The organism is Acidaminococcus sp. AM05-11 (assembly GCF_003472805.1).
In the GTDB taxonomy this organism is placed as follows: domain Bacteria; phylum Bacillota; class Negativicutes; order Acidaminococcales; family Acidaminococcaceae; genus Acidaminococcus; species Acidaminococcus hominis.
In genome coordinates, this window is record NZ_QRMX01000005.1 from 21,872 (window position 1) to 42,223 (window position 20,352).

Consider the following 20,352-nt stretch of genomic DNA (forward strand, 5'->3'; position numbering starts at 1 on the left):
TGAAACATGCTATTATAGGTAATGTAGTTAGCACTCCTGTTAAATGAGTGCTAATAAAATCAAAAACACCAATTTGTGATATAAGAAAGGGGATTCGTAACATGTTAAAGCCTTTGGATGACCATGTTGTAGTAGAACCGATTGTACAAGAGGAGAAAACCAGTTCCGGTTTGTATCTGCCCGATACGGCCCACAAGGATAAACCTCAGACTGGCAAAGTGATTGCCGTTGGTACCGGTCGTCTGCTGGACAATGGTACGAGAGTTGCCTCCGAAGTTAAGGTGGGGGATGTGGTTGTATTCGCCAAATACTCCGGCAGCGATGTAACGCTGGATGAAAAAGATTACATCATCCTGAGAGACAGCGATATCCTGGCTGTTGTAGAGTAAGCAATTCCTCTCTGCAAGCAAGACACAATTACCCGATAGAATTTGGAATTAAGGAGAGATTTCAGAATGGCTAAAATGATTAAATTTGATGAAGATGCTCGCCGCGGCCTGGAACGCGGTGTCAATGCCCTGGCTGATGCTGTTAAAGTAACCTTGGGACCCAAGGGCCGCAACGTTGTTCTTGAAAAGAAATTCGGTTCTCCTACCATCACCAACGATGGCGTAACCATTGCTAAAGATATTGAACTGGAAGATCCGTTTGAAAACATGGGCGCTGCCCTGGTGCGTGAGGTTGCTACCAAAACCAACGATATCGCTGGCGACGGCACTACCACCGCTACGGTTCTGGCCCAATCCATTGTGCACGAAGGCATGAAGAACGTAGTAGCCGGTGCCAACCCCATGGTTCTGAAGAAGGGCATCAAGAAAGCTACCGATGTTCTAGTTGAAGAACTGAAGAAGAGCGCACAAGATGTTAAGACCAAAGAAGAAAAAGCTCAGGTTGCTTCCATCTCCGCTGGGGATGAAGAAATCGGCGGCTTGATTGCCGATGCTATGGAAAAAGTTGGCAACGATGGCGTAATTACCGTTGAAGAATCCAAGACCATGGATACTTCCCTGGAAACTGTAGAAGGTATGCAATTCGACCGCGGCTACATTTCCCCGTACATGGTAACGGATCCGGATAAGATGGAATCCGTAATGTCCAACCCGTACGTATTCATTACGGACCGGAAGATCACCCTGATCAACGACATTATGCCCCTTCTGGAAAAAGTGGTTCAACAAGGCCGTGAACTGCTGATCATTGCTGAAGACGTGGAAGGCGAAGCTCTGGCTACCTTGGTTGTAAACAGACTGCGTGGCACCTTCAAGGCTGTAGCTGTTAAGGCTCCTGGCTTTGGTGATCGCCGCAAGGCTATGCTCCAGGATATTGCTACCCTGACCGGTGCAACCGTAATCAGTGAAGAAGTTGGCCGTAAACTGGACAGCGCTTCCCTGCAAGACCTGGGTACCTGCGGCCAAGTTCGGGTAACCAAGGATATGACCACCATTGTTGATGGCGGCGGCGACAAACAAGCCATTGCTGACCGGGTTGCTTCCATCCGTGCCCAGATTCCGGAAACCACTTCTACTTTCGATAAAGAAAAACTGCAAGAACGTTTGGCTAAATTGTCCGGCGGCGTAGCTGTAATCAAAGTTGGTGCTGCTACCGAAACCGAACTGAAAGACAAGAAACTGAGAATCGAAGATGCCCTGAACGCTACCCGCGCTGCTGTGGCTGAAGGTATTGTTGCCGGCGGTGGTACCGCTCTGCTGCAAGTACAGCCTGCTCTGGAAGAACTGGCTGCTGCAGCTGAAGGCGATGAAAAGACCGGCGTTGAAATCGTAAAACGCGCCATTGAAGCTCCGGTTCGTCAAATCGCTGACAACGCAGGCCTGGAAGGCGCTGTGATTGTTGAAGCTGTGAAGAAAGCTGAAAAGGGCATTGGCTTCAACGCTCTGACTGGCGAATATGTTGACATGATCAAATCCGGTATTGTGGATCCCTGCAAAGTAACCCGCAGCGCTCTGCAAAATGCAGCCTCCATCGCTTCCATGATTCTGACCACGGAAGCTGTTGTAGCTGACAAACCGGCTAAGGAAGCTGCTCCTGCTGCTCCTGGCATGGGCGGCGGAATGCCTGGAATGATGTAAGCATCAGCTAGGTTTCTGAACCTTAAAAAACCGCATGGAGATTTCCTCCGTGCGGTTTTTTCATAACTGGAAAGCAATTTTCGGTCCGGGTTTTGCTTTTTGCTGTCCTTAGGGCAGAAAGCATGGTAAGATAAAGGGAGTGTTCAGGGCAGAAAAAGGAGGCGGTATAATGGACAAAGAAGAATTTATCAAACGGCTGGAACAGGAAGGCCGCTATGATACCCCGCTGATTCTGCAGTATGCCGGCTGGCTGGAGAAGGAAAGCGCCAAGCTGAATATCCCTCCAGAGAAACTTTACGACAAGGAGTGGCTGGCAGGCGGTTCCATTCCCCGGGTCCGGGGCTATTACCAGGACCGGGAAGGGCAGTGGACCGATAAAATGGACTACCCTTGGAATTTTGAAAAGTAGGGCTTTGGGGCCTTGCTTTATACTGCAGCAACCCCTTGACTAAGGGTAAACCCAAAGACAGCCGGCTGCGTTTCAGCCTTTGAAAGGCTGGGCGCGCCGGCTTCGTTTGTCATACAGACCCAGGCTTGGTGCGGGTTTGGCGAAAGATAAGAGTTATCTAATAAATAGGATAACCCAGAATATATTACCGTACTGTAGGGGATTATGTTATAATACCAGAGTATAGATAGGCTATGAAGTACCAATTTAGGAGGTTGAGTAATGAATAATCCGAATCCCGTTAAAATTGTGGAAACGGTCCTGAGAGATGGTCATCAGTCCATCTGCGCTACCAGAATGCGTACCAGCGATATGCTTCCTGTACTGGAAGCCCTGGATGACTGCGGCTTCTACGCTTTGGAAGCTTGGGGCGGCGCAACGTTTGACTCCTGCCTGCGCTTCCTGAACGAAGATCCCTGGGAACGCCTGCGTACCATCCGTAAACACGTTAAGAACACCAAACTGCAAATGCTGCTCCGCGGCCAAAACATCCTGGGCTACAACCATTACGCCGATGATGTGGTTAGCGAATTCGTGAAACGCAGCGTAGATAACGGTATCGACATCATCCGTATTTTTGATGCTTTCAATGATACCCGGAACCTGGAAACGGCTATGAAGGCAACCAAGGCTGCCGGCGCACATGCCCAGGGCACCCTGGTATACACCATCAGCCCGTACCATAAGGACAGCGACTATCTGAAGCTGGCCAAGGAACTGGTGGAAATGGGCGCAGATTCCATCTGCATCAAAGATATGTCCGGTCTGCTGGCTCCCTATGCCTGCTACTCTCTGGTATCTGCCCTGAAGAAAGAAATCAACATCCCCATCAACGTACATTCCCACTGCACCAGCGGCATGGGCGCTATGACCATTCTGAAGGCTGTAGAAGCCGGCGCTGACATTGTGGATACTGCCATGTCTCCCTTTGCTGAAAGCACCAGCCATACCTGCACCGAATCCCTGGTCTACACCCTGCAAGGTACTGAACGGGATACTAAAATTGATGTGAACAAGCTGTATCCGATTGCCGACCATTTCAAGAAGGTTCGTGCAGATCTGGAAAAGACTTTCAATCTGAACACCAACATTGGCATCAATCCTCAGGTTCTGAGCTTCCAGATTCCTGGCGGTATGCTCAGCAACCTGCGTAAGCAGCTGACTGAACAAGGTGTTGCCGATAAGTACGAAGACCTGCTGAAGGAAATGCCGAAAGTTCGTGCTGACCTGGGTTATCCTCCGCTGGTAACTCCTTCCAGCCAGATTGTAGGCTCCATGGCTACCCTGAACGTTATGTTCGGCCGGTACAAGATGATTCCGAAGGAAGTAAAAGATATCGTGCGCGGCAAATACGGCAAGACTCCGGGACCCATCAGCGAAGAACTGAAGAAACTGGTCCTGAAGAAAGGCGAAGAACCCATTACCTACAGACCGGCTGATGACATCGCTCCGCAAATGGAAAAGATGCGTGCCGACCTGGCAGCCAAGGGTTATCCTAATGCTACCGTGGAAGATGTGCTGTCCTATGCACTGTTCCCTGAAGTAGCCCTGGCTTTCTTCAAAAACAACAGATAAAACAAAAATCCGGGTGCCGCTAGGCACCCGGATTTTTACGTTTAAGGGAGGATAGGTTAAGCTCTTTTGTAGAAGGCTTCAGCAGGGACATATTTCCCTTTTAAGCGGCACAGGAGACTTAGACATAAAGTTGCTTTAACCTAAAAAGAAATCCCATCAGAGGTCCATTTGGACGTTCTGATGGGATTTCTTTTATTGCTTGGGCGGGCGCACCGGAGGAGGTGCAGCGCTGCTCTTGGAACCGCTGGAAGAAGAAGGCGGTTTGGGAACATTGCCGCCTCCTGGCAGGGCATCCTCGTCATTGTTGGAAGAGGTGTCATCACTGCTGGTGTTGGCGTTCTTCTTGTCCGTTGTCTTCTTATCCTTGTCGTCGGTCTTTTTCTTGTCGTCCTTCTTGGTATCCTGGGCAGGAGGTTCAGCCTTGGCTGCAGGCATCTTGAAGCCGGCAGGGGCTTCGAAATCTTCCCGGGGCAGTTCTGCTACCGCACGGCTCATAAAGGTGCGCCACAGCACGGCAGGTTCGCCGCCGCCGGTCATTTCACCCAGGGAGTCGTTGTTGTCATCACCAATCCAGACTGCGCAGGCCAGGTTGGGAGTAAAGCCCACAAACCAGGCATCCCGGTATTCACTGGTGGTACCGGTCTTGCCGGCCGCAGGACGGTTAATGGCAGCTGCCCGGCCTGTGCCGCGGGTCATTACATCCCGCATCATTGAAATCAGCATATAGGCGCTGGAAGGCTTGCAGACAGTTACGGGGTCGTCCTTATGTTCGTACAGAACCTTGCCGTTCCGGTCCAGAATCTTCACGATGGGAGTGGGTTTGTTGTATTTGCCCATGTTGGCAATGGCGCCGTAGGCACCGGCCATTTCCAGCGGCGTTACGCCGTGGGTCAGGCCGCCCAAAGCCATGGCAGAGTTGTTGTCGGATTGGGGTCCGTCTTCTACCAGGGTGGTGATGCCCATTTTCTTGGCCAGGGCCAGGACATTGCTGTTGCCGTACTTCTCACTGATCTTGACCGCAGGCACGTTGTAGGAATAGGTCAGGGCCGTACGCAGGGTCATCCGGCCGTGGAAGCGGCGGTCAAAGTTCTGGGGATTCCAATTGCCGGGAATGGGGGAGTCATCCACAATGTCATTGGGGGTGGCGCCGTGTTCCAGGGCATTCAGATACACAAAGGCTTTGAAAGCAGAACCGGGCTGGCGTTCAGCCATGACTGCACGGTTGAACTGGTCGGAACCCCGGCCGCCGATCATGGCCCGGATGTAGCCGGTCTGAGGATCGATAGCCACAATGGCCGACTGGGGCTGCTTCAATTTGTTGTCATCGGTGTAGTAGGTGGGGGTCAGGGCAGCGGCTTCTTCGGCTGCTTTCTGCATTTCAGGATCCAGGGAGGTATAGACCTTCAGGCCTTGTTTATACACGGCATCGGGACCATATTTGTCTACCAGAATCTGGATGCAGTAATCAATGAAGTACTTCTTGGAACCCGGGCTGTCGTTGAGACTCTTGTAGGTCAGGGGTTCTGCGTAGGCGGCGTCTGCCTGTTCCTGGGTAATGAACCCATACTTGACCATTTGGTCCAGCACGGTCTGCTGCCGTTCTTTGGCGGCTTTGGGGTTGGCCAGGGGGGAGAAGTAGTTGGGGCTCTTGGGAATCCCGGCAATCATGGCACATTGGGCCAAATCCAGGTCCTGGACGTGCTTGCCGAAGTAGGTGTTGGCAGCGGTTTCTACACCATAGGCACCTTGGCCGAAGTAAATCTGGTTCATGTACATTTCCAGGATTTCCTTCTTGGTGTACTTCTGCTCAATCTGCAGGGCAATAAAAGCCTCATGGATTTTCCTGGTCAGGGTTCTTTCCTGGGTCAGGAAGTAGTTTTTGGCCAGCTGCTGGGTAATGGTACTGCCACCCTGGACTTCGCCGTAGCGGATGTAGGTGTAGATGGCACGGCCAATTCCCCGGAAGTCGATACCGCTGTGTTCGTAAAAGCGGATATCTTCTGCGGCCAGAAAGGCGTTTTGCAGGTTTTGGGGCACCTTGTCGATGGTTACGGGAATCCGGTCTTCTTCCGAATCTACGGTGGTGATCAAATCACCATTGGCATAGAAAAATTGGGAGGAGGCCATGGGAACCATGTCCTTGGAAAGTATTTTGGCTGTCGTAAATTTTGCCAGGGCAAAAAAGGCGGCAACCGATAAAAAGCCCACCAGAATCAAAGCGAGAACAGCAGAAAAAATCGTGCTGCCTAATTTCTTTCTTCTGCGCGGATTTTTCGAACCGAAAAGGTCTTTCCAGTTCTTGTTGGAATTTCTTGTCATCGCGTCAGCTCCTAAATAAAGTGAATAAAGTTCAGAACTCAGTTTATCGGTATTATATCACATTCTTATCATTGCATAAAGAAAAAGGGAATTTGTTCAGGAAAGTTTGCAGACAGGAAACTGGCGGATTTCCTTTCCCGGCAATTTGTAAAAAAATGTGTAAAGCGGGACCTGAAAAGAACCGCTGGTTGGAGAGCCTATCGGCAGACTTCCTAATATAATGAAACAAAATAACGTTCTTCTGGCGGCGTAAGATTGACAAAAAGAGCGTAAAAATCTATAATTTACAAGATACGTTAAGTAAGCAAGCAGTGCCTTAAGGCCTATAAAGGAGTCGTGAACAATGGCTGAACAAACGATACTGACCGAAGAAGGTCTGAAAAAATTAGAAGATGAACTGGATTATCTTCGTTCCGAGAAAAGACAGCAGGTTGCTGAACGCTTGAAGATTGCCATTTCCTATGGTGATATCAGCGAAAACTCCGAGTACGATGATGCCAAGAATGAACAGGCTTTCGTAGAAGGCCGTATTCTGACCTTGGAAAAGATGGTACGCAATGCCAAGGTTATCAAAGATTCCGAAATCAACAAAAGCGTGGTTTCCCTGGGTTCCAAAGTCAAGATTGAAGATATGGAAACCGGCGAACAGGAAGAATATACCGTTGTAGGTACTACCGAAGCCGATCCCATGGCTGAACCGCCCCGGATTTCCAACGAATCCCCTGTGGGCAAAGCCATTTTGGGACAAAAAGTGGATTCCGTTGTAAAGGTACCCACTCCCGCCGGCGAACTGAGCTATAAGATTGTAGCCATCAGCAAACCCACCACCAAAAAGAAGAAAGCCAAGGAGTGATTTCATGTCCGAAGAAAAGATTAGCCCCACGGACGCAAAGGAAGGCTTGGGCGAAGAAGAACTGAACGAACAAATGGCTGTTCGTCTGGAAAAAGCCCGGAAGCTGGAAGAAAAGGGCATTCTGCCGTTTGGCCATGCCTATGAAGTAACCCATCATACCAAAGAAGTACATGATCAGGTAGAAGCTATGGAAGCTGCCGGTACGGTGGTGAAGGTGGCTGGCCGTTTGATGGCCATCCGCGGCCATGGCAAAACCTGCTTTATGGATTTGCAGGATAAAACCGGCAAGATTCAGCTGTATGTCCGCAAGGACGAAATGGGCGAAGACGCCTACAGCGTGGTAAAACTGCTGGATATTGGCGATATTGTAGGCGTGGAAGGCGTTGTTTTCAAAACCCATATGGGTGAACCTTCCATTCGCGTACAGAAACTGGAATTCCTCAGCAAGGCCCTGAAACCCCTGCCGGAAAAATGGCACGGCCTGAAGGACAAGGAAATCCGTTACCGCCAGCGTTATGTGGATCTGATTGTAAATCCGGAAGTCCGGGAGGTTTTCATCAAACGGACCCAGATTATCAAGAGTATCCGCCATATTTTGGATGACGAAGGCTATCTGGAAGTAGAAACCCCGGTTCTGAACACCATTTCCGGCGGCGCTACGGCCCGTCCTTTTGTCACCCACCACAACGCCTTGGACATTGACCTGTACCTGCGCATTGCTACCGAACTGAACCTGAAGCGCCTTATTGTAGGCGGCATGGAACGGGTATATGAATTGGGCCGCGTCTTCCGCAACGAAGGCATGGACATCAAACACAACCCGGAATTCACCACCCTGGAATTGTATCAGGCTTACGGTGATTTCAATACCATGATGGACATTACCGAAAAGCTCGTTTCGGAAACGGCACAGCGGGTACTGGGTACCATGAAGATTTCCTACGAAGGTACGGAAATCGACCTGACCCCTCCCTGGCCGCGGATGACCATGATTGAAGCGGTGAAGAAGTACAGCGGCAAGGACTTTACCGGTGTCAAGGACGTGGAAGAAGCCCGGAAAATGGCCAAGGAAGCCAATGTGGCTTTCGAACCTGCCTGGGGCGTAGGTAAAATCCTGAACGCTTTCTTTGATGCATACGTAGAAAAAGAATTGGTGCAGCCGGTATTTATTACGGGCCATCCCAAGGAAATTTCTCCTTTGGCCAAAAGCAGCCAAGCCGATCCGGAAATTACCGATCGTTTTGAAGGCTTCATTTATGGACGGGAGCTGTGCAATGGCTTTACCGAACTGAATGACCCCATTGACCAAAGAGAACGGTTTGAAAAACAAGTGGAAGAACGGGCTGCCGGGGACGACGAAGCTGGCATGATGGACGAAGACTTCATCAATGCCCTGATGCATGGCCTGCCTCCTACAGGCGGTCTGGGTATCGGCATCGACCGTCTGGTAATGTTCCTGACCGGAGCCGTTTCCATCCGTGACGTGCTGCTGTTCCCCACTATGAGACCTCTGGAGGCCCAAAAGGCCGACAACAAGGCTGCGGAAGTACCCGCTGCTGCTAGGGAAAAAGTAGTGGAAGTCCAAAGCGCCGCTGTACCTGTGGAAATTGACTTCTCCAAGGTAACCATTGAGCCGCTGTTTGAGGACCAGGTGGAATTTGATAATTTCGCTGCTTGCGATTTCCGGGCTGTGAAGGTCAAAGACTGCTTTGCAGTGCCCAAGAGCAAAAAGCTGCTCCAGTTTACCCTGGATGACGGAACGGGTACGGACCGGACCATCCTAAGCGGCATCCACGCTTTCTATGAACCGGAAGATTTGATTGGCAAGACCTGCATTGCCATCATCAATCTGCCTCCGCGGAAGATGATGGGTGTGGAATCCTGCGGTATGCTGCTGTCTGCAGAATACCATGAAGGAGAAGATCGGAAACTGCAGCTATTGCAGGTAGATCCTCATATTCCTGCTGGTGCCAAGCTTTGCTAAAATAATGAAAGGGTGTGCAGCTGCGGCTGTACATCCTTTTTTTTGGAAAAATTGGGAGGAGGCGGGAAAATGACCGCATGGATTACCACCTATACAGGCCGTCATGTGGACCCGGTGCAGCCGGATCCGGAGCAACTGGTGCCGGAAGATATCGCCCATGCCCTGTCCCTGATCTGCCGGGGCAACGGCCATGTAAAAACGTTTTATTCCGTAGGGCAGCATTGTATTGCCTGTGCCCGGGAAGCCCTGGCCCGGGGCTATAGCCGCCGGGTGGCGCTGGGAGCACTGCTCCACGATGCCAGCGAATGTTACCTGTCCGACGTACCTAGTCCCTTTAAGCGGACGCTGAAGGGCTACCGGGAGCAGGAGGATGCCCTGCTGGACCTGATTTTCACCAAGTTCTTGGGCAGCCCGCTAACAGAGGAAGAAAGCCGGCAGGTATTTGATATTGACCGGGGACTGCTAGGCAGCGACCTGCGGCAGCTCTTAAACGAGGAGGAGGTCTCTTCGGCCAGCCCCCTCCTTTTGCCGGTGGACTATACCGTTCTGCCCTTTGCCCAGGTGGAGCAGACCTATTTGGAATTGTTTCATAAAATGCAAAATCCTTTTGCCTAAGTAAAACTCCCTGTCCGTGAAGGCAGGGAGTTTTTTGAAATTTTGCCGTATGTTTAGTAGAATTTGCCGTCTTTCAGGAGTTGCAAAAAGTTCCTATAAAAAATGGAAAATTATATAATGAAATAACGTGAAAATATTGAATAATCTTTCTTAGCGTAGTAGGATAGTTCCTGTATGAGGGGCACGGAGCCAGGGGAGAGAGGCTTCCCTGACGGCAGTGGTACAGCTTTTCCAGGGTATAATTGATCCTGTGGGTAATAGGCTGAAGCTGGCGTACAATCGGATTATTCGCTAAAGGAGGATTTTCAAATGTATTTAAATTTGCTGAAAGACCAGGAAAAAAAGATGTTTTTGGATTTGTGCAAGACCATTGGCAATTCCGATGGGGATTATTCGGACAGTGAGAAAACGATCATTAAGGCCTATTGTCAGGAAATGAACATTCCTTATGATGATGAGCCTTGTCAGCAGGATGGGGAAGCCCTGATGAAAGAACTGGCGGCCCAGTGCAGCCCCCGGGAAAAGAAAATCATCGTGCTGGAGCTGATTGGTCTTGCTTTGGCCGATGAACATTTTACTGATGATGAACGGAAATTGATTGCAACGGCTACCAAGATTTTTGGGGTGGGCGAGGAATTTGCCAAGGGCTGTGAAAAGGCCACCCAGGAATACATTGAAGCCCAGAAGCTGTTTGGGCAGCTGGTGTTTGGCGCATAAGAAAATATTGCTGTAAAAAAATCCCTGTCCTTTTGGGCAGGGATTTTTGTCACTTTTAAGAGGCCAGTCAGGCAGACGCCGGATGGCGGAAGGACTTTAACAGGGCCCACAGGGGAACCAGAATCAGGTAGCAGGCAAACAGAATGGATTCCCGGGGGGAACCGGTGGTATCCAGTACCGTGGCGCAGGCAATGGACCAGGGAATCAGGGGAGAAATCACTACGGCAGTGTCTTCCAGGCTGATAGCAAACTGATTTTTGTTGTCTGTTAAAGAGCCGCACAGTTGGGAAGTCAGGATAATGCTCAGGGTCTGATTGCAGGAAATCAGTGCCGTAAAAATAGCTGAAAGGAGGGTGGGGACAAAATAGCCGGTTTTTTGGCTAAGCCGTTCCAGTACGGCATGGACTCCATCCAGCAGGCCGGTACCTTGGAAAATCCCGGCAAAGGAGGAGGACAGGCATACGATGGCACCTACCCGCAGCATGGATACGATACCGCCGCCGTTGACCATGGGTGCCAAAACGGGGTCCTGTACGTGGAATCCAAAGAGCATAATGGACAGTAGCTCTCCGGGGGCACTTCCCTGGACTGCTACGCAGAGGATAAAGGCCAGGATAATGCTGACGCCCATATTTTTCTTTACGTTGACGTGAAAGAAGGAAAGGACCAGGATGGATAGGGCAGGCAGTACCAAAATGGGTGAGAACTGGTAAAGAGATTCCAGGGCGTTATTTTGGGCCAAAAGGGTCTGGTCCACCGGCAGGGAAAGGCCTACCCCCAGGTAAATCAGGGAAGCGGCCAAAAAGGGCGGCAGGGTATCCAGAGCCATATTCCGAATGTTGGTATACAGGTCTGTTTCCGTCAGGACGCTGACCAAAAGGGCGCTGGTGGAAACAGGGCTCATCCGGTCTCCAAAATATACCCCGGACAAAATGGCACCGCCGGTGTAGAAGGCGGGAACCCCCAGGGTATTGCCGATGGACATGGTGATGACGCCCATGGTGGCCGCTGTGCCAAAGGAGGTTCCCAGGAGAAAGGAAATGGCACAGTTTAACAGAAAGGCCAGCAGCAGAAAAATGGAAGGCCGGATGAACTGGGTGGCCAGGCTGATGATGTAGGCAATGGTACCGGAAGCCCGCCACAGACCGGTGAGCATACCGATGAGCAAAAAGACCAGGAAGATGGTCTTCACGTTATTGATGCCGGCCAGGGCCATTTTCAGCACAGCCCCCAGACTGTACTTTTTGTAGAGACCATAGGCAACGAACAGCAGGAAACCAGCAAATAGTGCCAGCAGCAGTGGTACATCCATAAAAATGCAGCCAAAAAGAATCAGGCAGAACAGGGCAATAACCAGATTTTCCAAGTAGATCAGCTCCTTGCGGGAATGGATGATAAAGAAAGAGGGAGCCGCAGCCCCCTCTTATGAATGATGGTTACTCCAGGGATTCAAAATAGGAGAAACGCCAGCCTTTTTCAGTTTTTACGTAGGGGAAGGTCACCTTTTGTACCCGGACTACGTTGGTTTTGCCATGTTCCGGATCCTGCATAATGGGGGTAGAAGCCTGGAGCTCAATCCGGTCAGCACCCTTGCGGACGATGTTGAAGGTGGTGGTTCCCTTGTGGGGATCCAGGGGTTTGCCGTTGGGAGCAACATACAGCTTTCCGTCGAATTCCCGGTAGAAACGGCTGCCACTGATGATGAAGCTGCTCAGGGCATCGGTAAAGTTTTCGTGGACCTTGGCCTTTAACTGGGCCATGGTTCTGATGTTGGTGTCGGAAACGGAATAGTAGATCATGTAGCCGCTGTCCTTTTTGTCATTGCCATCGGTGGGCAGGGGCTGGTGTTCAAACCATTCAAAGACGGTAACGGCATTTTGGAACGCCGTAATCACTTCCTGGTCCGTGGGGGCGCTGGGAGAAGCAAAAGCGGCACCGGCTGCGGAAAGAACCAGGCAGACGGCTAAAAAGAAAGAACGGAATATTTTCATGGTGCACACTCCTTAAATAAATTCTTCTCTATTTTACCATATCTGGGACCGCCTGACCATGGTTCAGGAAGAGTCGTGCTATAATAGGAAAAGATTGAGACAAAAGGAGAATATTATGAAACAGTATCAGGCAGTAATCTTTGACTTGGATGGTACCCTGCTGAATACTTTAACGGATCTGTGGCAGGCGGTTCACTATATTACAGAAAAGTATGGCTATCCAGAGCGTTCCCCCAGGGAGGTGCGGGCCGCTTTGGGAAATGGGCTGGAGCAGCTTCTGCGGCTGTCCCTGCCGGAGCTTACGGAACCCCGCTTCCAGGCACTGCTTGGGGAATTCAGGGAGTATTACGTGGCCCATTGCAATGAGGCTACCGCCCCTTATCCAGGAATCTTAGAACTCCTTGGAGAGTTGAAGCAGCGGGGACTTGCCCTGGCTATTGTATCCAATAAGGCACAGCCGGCGGTAACTGCCCTTTGTCAGCAGTATTTTTCTGCGTATATCCAGACCGCCATTGGGGAAAGCCGCCAGGTAAAACGGAAGCCGGCTCCCGATACGGTGCTATTGGCCCTGCGCCAACTGGGAGTGCAGCGGCAGCAGGCCGTCTATGTGGGGGACTCGGAAGTAGATTCCCAAACGGCCCGAAATGCAGGGCTGGATTGTTTTTTGGTCAGCTGGGGCTTTCGGGACCGGCAGGAATTGGAAAAGCTGCCCCGTACCCGTTTGGTGGACCGGCCGGAAGAAATCGCAAAACTGGTATAAAAATAAGGCATCCCTGGAGAGGATGCCTTATTTTTTGCAGGGCGAAGAAACAATTGTCAGACTGGAAAATCAGTCTTCTGGGTTGGGTGGGGTGTTTAGCACTGCCCCTTGGTCAGCCCCTGTTACCAGTGCGGCATAGCGGCGCAGGGCAGGGGTGGCTTTTTTCCGGATAGGAACCAGGTGCTTCAGCCGCCGTTCAATTTCTTCCTGGGGCACGCACAGGGTCAGTTTCCGGTTAGGGATATCGATGATGATTTCATCCCCTTCTTCCACGGCGGCAATGGGGCCGCCGGCAGCGGCTTCCGGGGAAATATAGCCGATACACGGCCCCCGGGTGGAGCCGGAGAAACGGCCATCGGTAATCAGGGCGCAGCTTTCGTCCATGCCCCGGCCAACCAACAGGGAGGTGGTCATGTGCATTTCCCGCATACCGGGGCCGCCCTTAGGACCTTCATAGGTAATTACAATTACGTCTCCTGTATGGATCTGGTCACCGGAAACGGCGGCACTGGCGTCTTCCATGGAATGGAAAATTCGGGCTTTGCCTTTGAAATAGTGCATGGAGGGCTTAACCCCGGAGACTTTTACCACAGCACCTTTGGGAGCCAGGTTGCCATACAAGATGGCCAGGCCGCCTTCCTGGCTCTTGGGGTGGGATAGGGGATAGATCAGGTCATTTTCCACTAAGGGAACATCCTTCAGATTTTCTCCCAGGGTCTTGCCGTTCACGGTCATTTGGGTGGTGTCCAACTTGCTTTCAATGGCCTTGAGCACTGCGGGCACGCCGCCGGCTTCTTCCAGATCCAGCAGGGGATATTTTCCGGAGGGCTTGATATTGCACAGGTAAGGTACCTGGCGGCTCAGGACGTCAAAATCCTTTAGGCTCAGGTCAATGCCGCCTTCGTGGGCAATGGCCGGAATGTGCAGGGTGCTGTTGGTGGAAGCTCCCATGGCCATACTGGCAGCAATACCGTTTAAGAGAGCACCCCGGGTCATGATTTTTCGGGGAGTCAGGTTTTCTTTTACCATTTCCACAATCCGCCGGCCGGATTCTTTGGCCAGACGGCGCTTTTTGGAAGAAACCGCATGGGAGAGCCCAACCCCTGGCAGAGTCATGCCCACCACCTCTGCCAGGCAGCACATGGTATTGGCGGTGCCCAGCATGGAGCAGGTGCCAACCCCAGGCAGAGCGCATTTTTCCACTTCCAGCAGTTCCTCCACACTCATTTTGCCGGTTTGGGTTTTGCCAATCAGTTCTCGCATATCGGTGAGGGTCAAGGTTTTGCCCTTGTATTTGCCAGGGAGCATGGGCCCGGCAGAAACCACCAGGGCGGGGATATTTAACCGCATGGCAGCCATCAGCATACCGGGGACAATCTTGTCGCAGCCGGGCATCAGGACCATGCCGTCAAACTGGTGGGCTTCCACCATATATTCGATGGAATCACAAATCAATTCCCGGCTGGGCAGGGGATAGCTCATCCCTTTATGACCTTGGCAGATACCGTCGCAGATGGCGATGGTGGAAAATTCTCGGGCAATGCCGCCGGCTTCGGCAATGCCCAGTTTTACATGGTCAGCCAATTCCTTCAGGTGAAAATGGCCGGGGACCATTTCTGTAAAGGAGTTGACCACAGCAATCATGGGCTTTTTGAAGTCTTCTTCGTCCAGGCCTGTGGCATACAGCAGGGCCCTGTGGGCGGAGCGCTCGATGCCATTGGTCAGCTGACCGCTGCGGTACGGTTTGTACTGCATCTTGCTTTCGTCAACCATCTTTTTTGCCTCCTTTTGGCAGGTTCTCTTGGTTGTTTCTACCATACCATGGTACAATTACACTGGCAAGATTGAAAAAGATGGAGTGAATACACTCAAAAATGTATTTGTAAAGGAGAACCTATGGAAACGGCCCAAGCCTATTTTTTGGTAGTAGTGCAGGAAAAAAGCCTGAAAAAAGCGGCCCAGCGGCTTTTTCTCTCTCCGCAGAATTTGGGAAACCACATGAAGCGGCTGGAGGACCGCTATGGTCCGCTATTTGTTCGGCGACCCAGGTTTACCCTGACTGCGGTGGGACAGGCCTTGGCGGAAAGTCTTTGGGAAATCAGAAATATTGAACAGGAATTTGCCCAAAGGGCGGCCCAACTGTCCCAGACCCCGCAAGGAGAGCTGCGTATGGGGCTGAACAGCAGCCGGGCCCAGGTGCTGCTGCCCCGGCTGGTACCCACTTTTCGCCAGCAATTTCCGGAGGTAACTTTGGATTTTGTTTACGGGGATACCCAGGTTCTGGAGCAGCAGCTTTTGGAAGGGGAGCTGGATCTGGTATTGGGGGTGGATGCCCAGGAGCAGGCCCAGCTGGAACAGCTGCCGCTTTTGGCGGAGCCTATTTTGTTTGCCTTGGCGGCAGAACTGGCGGAGAAAATCGGGGCCAAGGAAAAGCGGGAATTGACACCTGACCAGGCAGCTTCTTTTCCCCTTTTGCGGAATCCGGAGTCCAGCCATCTGCAGCAGAAGCTAACACGGTTTTGGGCCCGGCAGACAGTGCAGCCCCGCTATGACCTTACAGCCGCCGATTTTCTTCTCCAGCTGGAACTGGCTGCTCAGGGCCTGGGTGGGTGTTTTTTTCCAGCCATGCTGCTGTCCCGGCTGGAGGTTTTGAACCAGCAGCTGCCCCCAGCAAAGCAGCTTTTGGTCTATCAGGTGCAGGACCTTACTGAGAAATCCCAACTTTCGTTGGTATTGCGCAAAAAGCAGTTCCGCCCCGAATTTTTAAAGGCCTGGATCCGGCTTTGGCAGCAGGCTGCCGGCAAAGGGGCATAAAAAAAGAGCCCGGAGGCTCCTAAAGGCATAAAAAATGGTCTCGCAAGTTTGTAGCTCGGAGGTATTCCAAAGGAACACTCCATACAAAAGGAGGCCATTGATTATTATATAACACAACTTTGTGATTTTGTAAAATTTACAGGATGTATCTTTTTAACAGCAAGAAAAAGTGTATTAAATAATACAAAACTTGTTGGAATTTTGTTAAATGAAGGAGAACAACATGGCTAAGACCCGTTTGGAAAAACAGCTGGATTTTATTTTGGAAGTGGACCAGGAAAAGAATATTTTACGGCAGACCCACCTGTCCCGCCACGGCCGGCGGGAAAATGATGCCGAGCATGCCTGGCATATGGCCCTTATGTGCTGCCTATTGAAGGAATATGCCAATGAGCCTTTTGATCTGGCAAGAACGCTTTTAATGATTTTGATTCACGATGTGGTGGAAATTGATGCCGGGGATACTTATGCCTACGATGAAGCCGGTAAGGCTACCCAGGCAGAGCGGGAGAAGCGGGCGTCCCAGAGGATTTTTGGCCTTTTGCCGGAAGACCAGAAAGCGCTGCTTCTGGGGCTCTTTGCGGAGTTTGAGGCGGGGGATACCCCGGAAGCCAAATTTGCCCACGTGATGGATAATTTCCAACCCCTGCTGTTAAATGATGCCAATGGGGGCGGAGACTGGAAAAGCCACGGGGTGCATCGGCAGCAGGTGGAGCAGCGCAACACACGGACCGGGGAAGGCTCCCAAGCCATCTGGTCCTATATGCAGCAGCTGATTCAGAGAAATGTGGACAAGGGAAGTTTGGGGCAGTAACTGGTTTTTATAGAAAGCCGGGCAGATACGTTACAGAGATTGATTTTAATTATGGAAGCAATGATAATTTTGTATGCTTTGCCTTTCCGGAATTGTGATAGGATATTACCAACACGAAAACCCGAGACAATACTGTAAGGCAAAGGAGAGTACTATGGCAGAAAAAATTAGCATGAAAACCCCATTGGTAGAAATGGATGGGGACGAAATGACCCGGATTCTGTGGAAGTTGATTAAGGACATTTTAATCCTTCCCTATGTGGACCTGAAATCGGAGTATTACGATTTGGGAATGTCCTACCGGGACGAAACCGATGACCAGGTGACCATTGATTCCGCTCTGGCTACGAAAAAGTACGGCGTGGCGGTAAAATGCGCTACCATTACTCCCAATGCCCAGCGGGTGGAAGAATACCACCTGAAGAAAATGTGGAAGAGTCCCAACGGCACAATCAGGGCTCTCCTGGACGGTACGGTATTCCGGAAACCCATTATGGTCAAGGGCATCCATCCGCTGATTCCTACCTGGAAAAAGCCCATTACCATTGCCCGTCATGCCTACGGGGATATCTACAAGAATACGGAACTTCGGGTACCCGGTGCTGGCACGGCCCAGCTGGTCTTTACGGGTGCGGACGGAAAAAAGACCGTGCAGACCATCCAGGAATTTGACGGTCCCGGCATTGTGCAGGGGGTGTACAATACCGATGCCTCCATCGAAAACTTTGCCCGGACCTGCTTCCAATATGCTCTGGAGCAAAAGGAAGATCTGTGGTTTGCCACCAAGGATACGGTGTCCAAAATCTACGATCATCGGTTCAAGGACATTTTCCAGGACCTGTACGACCAGGAATATAAGCCGCAATTTGAAGCCGCCGGTATCACCTATTTCTATACCCTGATTGATGATGTGGTAGCCCGGATTATTCGGTCCCAGGGGGGTATGATTTGGGCCTGCAAGAACTACGATGGGGACGTTATGAGCGATATGATGGCTACTGCCTTTGGCAGTCTGGCCATGATGACCTCCGTGCTGGTTTCCCCCAACGGCTGCTACGAATACGAAGCGGCTCACGGCACGGTGCAGCGCCACTATTACCGGTACCTGAAAGGGGAAAAGACTTCCACCAACCCGGTGGCTACCATTTTTGCCTGGACCGGTGCCCTGCGCAAGAGAGGCCAACTGGATGAACTGCCGGAACTGGTAACCTTTGCCGGCCAGCTGGAAGAAAGTGTGCTTGCAACCCTGGAAGACGGGGTTATGACCGGGGATCTGCTGGCGGTATCCGACCTGCCCAACAAGCAGAAGGTCAACAGTGAGGAATTCCTCCTGGCTATTCAGCAGCGGCTGAACGCCCGGAGAAGCTGAAAACGCCTGGTAAGCAAAAAAGCTGTACAGAAACGGATTTTGTCTCTGTACAGCTTTTTCTGTAGGTTTTAGTAAGCGCTTTTGCCGAAAATGGGATGGACCGTGGGCTTTAAGGTCAGCCGCTTGGCCAGTTCTACGGCTTCTTCCAGGTGCAGGTCCGTTTTTTGGCCCCGTTCCTCAAAGATGCACATGGGATTGTCGCTGCCGATTTCGCTGCCCGGCATATACATATACTGCTCATTATCCGGGTCCCCTAAAATCAGGCCGGCCTGCAGTTCTTCTGCTACAATAACTGACATTAATACCCTCCTTGTTTATTGCTTCTATCATAACAGAAGGAGGGAAGCTCTGACAAGGGAGTTTCCACAAAAGGGGAAAATTGCTATAATAGAAGGTATCCATTAAAGCAGAACGGAAGAAAAGGAGAATTATATGGAAAAAGAAATTGCCAGCATTGATGTAGGACGGGCAGCTCTCAGAATGGCCCTGACCGCAACCAGAGAAGAAGAAGACCTTTTGAAGAAAAGTCTCCGGGACCAAGGGTACCGGGCTGCGGCTGTGGATTTTGGCGGAGAGTTTTTGCCCAGCGTGAAGAAAATCGTAGAACGGGCCGTGGTAGCTGCCGAACGGCAGAACATTGTGACGGATACCCATGTAGGGGCTGGTACGGTGGCAGGGGCTGCCCATGAAGCCCTGGCCCAGATTATGCACAAAGCCATCGGCTTTAATGTAGGGGGAAAGATTGGCGTGGCCCGCCATGGAGAGCATTTGTGCGTGGCTGTTTATATGAGCGTGGGGGTCCTGAACCTGAATGAATTGTGTGTAGGCATGGCCCACCGGTCCCTGGCAGGAATTGATTAAAAAAAGTTTCAAAATCCTATTGACAAAATTCGCATCTCCATGATAGAATAACAAAGTCGTCAGACAAGGTAACATGGTGGATATGGTGAAGCGGTTAACACACTGGATTGTGGCTCCAGCACGCGTGGGTTCGATCCCCACTATCCACCCCACTTTTTGGGGCGTAGCCAAGTCGGTAAGGCACGGGACTTTGACTCCCGCATGCGTTGGTTCGAGTCCAGCCGCCCCAGCCATGATGATTCACTAGCTCAGTTGGTAGAGCACCTGACTTTTAATCAGGGTGTCCCGGGTTCGAATCCCGGGTGGATCACCATTTTTTTTTTACATAAAACGCGGATGTGGCGGAATTGGCAGACGCGCCAGACTTAGGATCTGGTGTCCATGACGTGCAGGTTCAAGTCCTGTCATCCGCACCATACGGTAATTTCACCCGCTTTTCGGTTTCGGCCGGGAAGCGGGTATTTTGTTGTGCCCAAACAGGGGCAGGGTGCCAATGCAAGAAATTTTTACAAGGTATGGGGCTTTATGCTATACTAAATGAGAATATTCCCCTCTGGGAAAGAAAAGAGGTTTTCCCCCATGAAAAACAGCTATTTGATTGTGGTAGATATGCAGAACGATTTTGTCAATGGCAGCCTGGGAACAGAAGAAGCACAGCAGATTACTTTTAATGTGCTGAAAAAAGTGGCCAATTATCCCGGTCACGTGATTTTTACCCAGGACACCCACGGGGAAACCTATCTGGATACCCAGGAAGGAAAGAATCTCCCTGTAAAACACTGCATCAAGGGAACCCACGGCTGGCACTTGATTCCAGGCCTGGAAAAGCTGGCCAAGGAACACCACTGGCCTGTTTACCAGAAACCGACCTTTGGCTCTTTCACTTTGGCGGAAGATCTGAAGAAATTAAACAGCACCCGGCCTATTGAGGAAATTGAATTGATTGGTCTGTGTACGGATATTTGTGTGGTTTCCAACGCCCTGCTGCTGAAAGCGGCTATGCCGGAAGTGCCTATTTATGTGGACAGCAGCTGCTGTGCTGGAGTAACGCCGGAATCCCATAACGCTGCCCTGGCCACCCTGAAAAGCTGTCAGGTTCACTTACGCTGAGTAAGCTAAGCAAAGAAAAATCCTCCAAACCTTGT

At 51.1% G+C, this 20,352-nt stretch carries 20 protein-coding genes and 4 tRNA genes; 19 read left to right on the plus strand and 5 right to left on the minus strand.

The window, feature by feature from the left end; genetic code table 11:
- Positions 1–101 precede the first annotated feature (101 nt).
- The 4 genes from groES (at position 102) to DW089_RS04135 (ending at position 4,110) form a co-directional block, all read left to right on the plus strand.
- Positions 102–389: a co-chaperone GroES gene (groES, locus tag DW089_RS04120; protein WP_105327146.1), complete on the plus strand. Its 288-nt coding sequence runs from the start codon at positions 102–104 to the stop codon at positions 387–389.
- Between the two features lie 66 nt (positions 390–455).
- A complete protein-coding gene (groL, locus tag DW089_RS04125) occupies positions 456–2,087 on the plus strand; it encodes a chaperonin GroEL (RefSeq protein ID WP_105327147.1) in 1,632 nt (543 codons plus the stop codon).
- 169 nt (positions 2,088–2,256) lie between these two features.
- A complete protein-coding gene (locus tag DW089_RS04130; protein WP_105327148.1) occupies positions 2,257–2,496 on the plus strand; it encodes a hypothetical protein in 240 nt (79 codons plus the stop codon).
- A gap of 261 nt (positions 2,497–2,757) precedes the next feature.
- Complete coding sequence (locus DW089_RS04135; RefSeq protein WP_105327149.1) at positions 2,758–4,110, plus strand: pyruvate carboxylase subunit B; 1,353 nt, start codon at positions 2,758–2,760, stop codon at positions 4,108–4,110.
- A 192-nt stretch (positions 4,111–4,302) separates the two neighbouring features.
- On the opposite strand, the gene DW089_RS04140 is transcribed toward DW089_RS04135, so the two are convergent.
- Positions 4,303–6,237: a transglycosylase domain-containing protein gene (locus DW089_RS04140; protein ID WP_231085914.1), complete on the minus strand. Its 1,935-nt coding sequence runs from the start codon at positions 6,235–6,237 to the stop codon at positions 4,303–4,305.
- A 7-nt stretch (positions 6,238–6,244) separates the two neighbouring features.
- On the opposite strand from DW089_RS04140, the gene DW089_RS11575 reads away from it, so the two are divergent.
- From DW089_RS11575 to DW089_RS04160, 5 genes are all read left to right on the plus strand, one after another.
- Complete coding sequence (locus tag DW089_RS11575; protein WP_233547549.1) at positions 6,245–6,448, plus strand: hypothetical protein; 204 nt, start codon at positions 6,245–6,247, stop codon at positions 6,446–6,448.
- Between the two features lie 324 nt (positions 6,449–6,772).
- Complete coding sequence (greA, locus tag DW089_RS04145; protein ID WP_105327151.1) at positions 6,773–7,282, plus strand: transcription elongation factor GreA; 510 nt, start codon at positions 6,773–6,775, stop codon at positions 7,280–7,282.
- 4 nt (positions 7,283–7,286) lie between these two features.
- On the plus strand, positions 7,287–9,266 hold the full coding sequence (gene lysS / locus DW089_RS04150; protein WP_118286831.1) for a lysine--tRNA ligase: 1,980 nt from the start codon (positions 7,287–7,289) through the stop codon (positions 9,264–9,266).
- Between the two features lie 69 nt (positions 9,267–9,335).
- On the plus strand, positions 9,336–9,881 hold the full coding sequence (locus DW089_RS04155; protein WP_118286832.1) for a hypothetical protein: 546 nt from the start codon (positions 9,336–9,338) through the stop codon (positions 9,879–9,881).
- Positions 9,882–10,190: 309 nt separating this feature from the next.
- A complete protein-coding gene (locus DW089_RS04160) occupies positions 10,191–10,598 on the plus strand; it encodes a TerB family tellurite resistance protein (protein WP_118286833.1) in 408 nt (135 codons plus the stop codon).
- A gap of 67 nt (positions 10,599–10,665) precedes the next feature.
- On the opposite strand, the gene DW089_RS04165 is transcribed toward DW089_RS04160, so the two are convergent.
- Positions 10,666–11,964, minus strand: coding sequence for a Na+/H+ antiporter NhaC family protein (locus DW089_RS04165; RefSeq protein ID WP_118286834.1), 1,299 nt, complete (start codon positions 11,962–11,964; stop codon positions 10,666–10,668).
- 70 nt (positions 11,965–12,034) lie between these two features.
- Positions 12,035–12,589, minus strand: coding sequence for a hypothetical protein (locus DW089_RS04170; RefSeq protein WP_105327156.1), 555 nt, complete (start codon positions 12,587–12,589; stop codon positions 12,035–12,037).
- Between the two features lie 115 nt (positions 12,590–12,704).
- Between DW089_RS04170 and DW089_RS04175 the strand changes: the two genes are divergently transcribed.
- Positions 12,705–13,349 carry an HAD family hydrolase gene (locus DW089_RS04175; protein WP_118286835.1) on the plus strand — a complete coding sequence of 215 codons (645 nt, stop codon included), beginning with the start codon at positions 12,705–12,707 and terminating at the stop codon, positions 13,347–13,349.
- 69 nt (positions 13,350–13,418) lie between these two features.
- Here the strand turns inward: DW089_RS04175 and ilvD are convergent, their stop codons facing one another.
- Positions 13,419–15,122 carry a dihydroxy-acid dehydratase gene (ilvD, locus tag DW089_RS04180; protein WP_199614567.1) on the minus strand — a complete coding sequence of 568 codons (1,704 nt, stop codon included), beginning with the start codon at positions 15,120–15,122 and terminating at the stop codon, positions 13,419–13,421.
- Positions 15,123–15,245: 123 nt separating this feature from the next.
- Here ilvD and DW089_RS04185 point away from each other — a divergent pair, with 123 nt between their 5' ends.
- The 3 genes from DW089_RS04185 to DW089_RS04195 all read left to right on the plus strand — a co-directional run bounded on the left by DW089_RS04185 (position 15,246) and on the right by DW089_RS04195 (position 18,346).
- On the plus strand, positions 15,246–16,163 hold the full coding sequence (locus tag DW089_RS04185) for a LysR family transcriptional regulator (RefSeq protein ID WP_105327158.1): 918 nt from the start codon (positions 15,246–15,248) through the stop codon (positions 16,161–16,163).
- Positions 16,164–16,386: 223 nt separating this feature from the next.
- Positions 16,387–16,977, plus strand: coding sequence for an HD domain-containing protein (locus DW089_RS04190; protein WP_105327159.1), 591 nt, complete (start codon positions 16,387–16,389; stop codon positions 16,975–16,977).
- 154 nt (positions 16,978–17,131) lie between these two features.
- A complete protein-coding gene (locus DW089_RS04195) occupies positions 17,132–18,346 on the plus strand; it encodes an NADP-dependent isocitrate dehydrogenase (RefSeq protein ID WP_105327160.1) in 1,215 nt (404 codons plus the stop codon).
- Positions 18,347–18,414: 68 nt separating this feature from the next.
- On the opposite strand, the gene DW089_RS04200 is transcribed toward DW089_RS04195, so the two are convergent.
- The gene (locus DW089_RS04200) at positions 18,415–18,645 is read right to left on the minus strand and encodes a hypothetical protein (RefSeq protein WP_105327161.1); all 231 of its coding nucleotides are present in this window, start codon (positions 18,643–18,645) and stop codon (positions 18,415–18,417) included.
- A gap of 133 nt (positions 18,646–18,778) precedes the next feature.
- On the opposite strand from DW089_RS04200, the gene DW089_RS04205 reads away from it, so the two are divergent.
- The 6 genes from DW089_RS04205 to DW089_RS04230 all read left to right on the plus strand — a co-directional run bounded on the left by DW089_RS04205 (position 18,779) and on the right by DW089_RS04230 (position 20,317).
- Positions 18,779–19,207 carry a HutP family protein gene (locus DW089_RS04205; RefSeq protein ID WP_105327162.1) on the plus strand — a complete coding sequence of 143 codons (429 nt, stop codon included), beginning with the start codon at positions 18,779–18,781 and terminating at the stop codon, positions 19,205–19,207.
- 76 nt (positions 19,208–19,283) lie between these two features.
- A tRNA-His gene (locus tag DW089_RS04210) sits at positions 19,284–19,359 on the plus strand.
- Between the two features lie 5 nt (positions 19,360–19,364).
- Positions 19,365–19,440, plus strand: a tRNA-Gln gene (locus tag DW089_RS04215).
- Positions 19,441–19,444: 4 nt separating this feature from the next.
- A tRNA-Lys gene (locus tag DW089_RS04220) sits at positions 19,445–19,520 on the plus strand.
- 19 nt (positions 19,521–19,539) lie between these two features.
- Positions 19,540–19,623, plus strand: a tRNA-Leu gene (locus tag DW089_RS04225).
- Between the two features lie 163 nt (positions 19,624–19,786).
- Entirely contained in the window at positions 19,787–20,317 is a 531-nt protein-coding gene (locus tag DW089_RS04230; RefSeq protein WP_118286836.1) for a cysteine hydrolase family protein, read from the plus strand.
- The last annotated feature ends 35 nt before the right edge of the window (positions 20,318–20,352 follow it).

What these genes read in the sequence shown, in the direction of transcription:
- groES (WP_105327146.1), top strand. Translation starts at nt 102, where the DNA reads ATGTTAAAGCCTTTGGATGACCATGTTGTAGTAGAACCGATTGTACAA.
- groL (WP_105327147.1), top strand. Translation starts at nt 456, where the DNA reads ATGGCTAAAATGATTAAATTTGATGAAGATGCTCGCCGCGGCCTGGAA.
- DW089_RS04130 (WP_105327148.1), top strand. Translation starts at nt 2,257, where the DNA reads ATGGACAAAGAAGAATTTATCAAACGGCTGGAACAGGAAGGCCGCTAT.
- DW089_RS04135 (WP_105327149.1), top strand. Translation starts at nt 2,758, where the DNA reads ATGAATAATCCGAATCCCGTTAAAATTGTGGAAACGGTCCTGAGAGAT.
- DW089_RS04140 (WP_231085914.1), bottom strand. Translation starts at nt 6,237, where the DNA reads ATGGCCTCCTCCCAATTTTTCTATGCCAATGGTGATTTGATCACCACC.
- DW089_RS11575 (WP_233547549.1), top strand. Translation starts at nt 6,245, where the DNA reads ATGTCCTTGGAAAGTATTTTGGCTGTCGTAAATTTTGCCAGGGCAAAA.
- greA (WP_105327151.1), top strand. Translation starts at nt 6,773, where the DNA reads ATGGCTGAACAAACGATACTGACCGAAGAAGGTCTGAAAAAATTAGAA.
- lysS (WP_118286831.1), top strand. Translation starts at nt 7,287, where the DNA reads ATGTCCGAAGAAAAGATTAGCCCCACGGACGCAAAGGAAGGCTTGGGC.
- DW089_RS04155 (WP_118286832.1), top strand. Translation starts at nt 9,336, where the DNA reads ATGACCGCATGGATTACCACCTATACAGGCCGTCATGTGGACCCGGTG.
- DW089_RS04160 (WP_118286833.1), top strand. Translation starts at nt 10,191, where the DNA reads ATGTATTTAAATTTGCTGAAAGACCAGGAAAAAAAGATGTTTTTGGAT.
- DW089_RS04170 (WP_105327156.1), bottom strand. Translation starts at nt 12,589, where the DNA reads ATGAAAATATTCCGTTCTTTCTTTTTAGCCGTCTGCCTGGTTCTTTCC.
- DW089_RS04175 (WP_118286835.1), top strand. Translation starts at nt 12,705, where the DNA reads ATGAAACAGTATCAGGCAGTAATCTTTGACTTGGATGGTACCCTGCTG.
- ilvD (WP_199614567.1), bottom strand. Translation starts at nt 15,122, where the DNA reads ATGGTTGACGAAAGCAAGATGCAGTACAAACCGTACCGCAGCGGTCAG.
- DW089_RS04185 (WP_105327158.1), top strand. Translation starts at nt 15,246, where the DNA reads ATGGAAACGGCCCAAGCCTATTTTTTGGTAGTAGTGCAGGAAAAAAGC.
- DW089_RS04190 (WP_105327159.1), top strand. Translation starts at nt 16,387, where the DNA reads ATGGCTAAGACCCGTTTGGAAAAACAGCTGGATTTTATTTTGGAAGTG.
- DW089_RS04195 (WP_105327160.1), top strand. Translation starts at nt 17,132, where the DNA reads ATGGCAGAAAAAATTAGCATGAAAACCCCATTGGTAGAAATGGATGGG.
- DW089_RS04200 (WP_105327161.1), bottom strand. Translation starts at nt 18,645, where the DNA reads ATGTCAGTTATTGTAGCAGAAGAACTGCAGGCCGGCCTGATTTTAGGG.
- DW089_RS04205 (WP_105327162.1), top strand. Translation starts at nt 18,779, where the DNA reads ATGGAAAAAGAAATTGCCAGCATTGATGTAGGACGGGCAGCTCTCAGA.
- DW089_RS04230 (WP_118286836.1), top strand. Translation starts at nt 19,787, where the DNA reads ATGAAAAACAGCTATTTGATTGTGGTAGATATGCAGAACGATTTTGTC.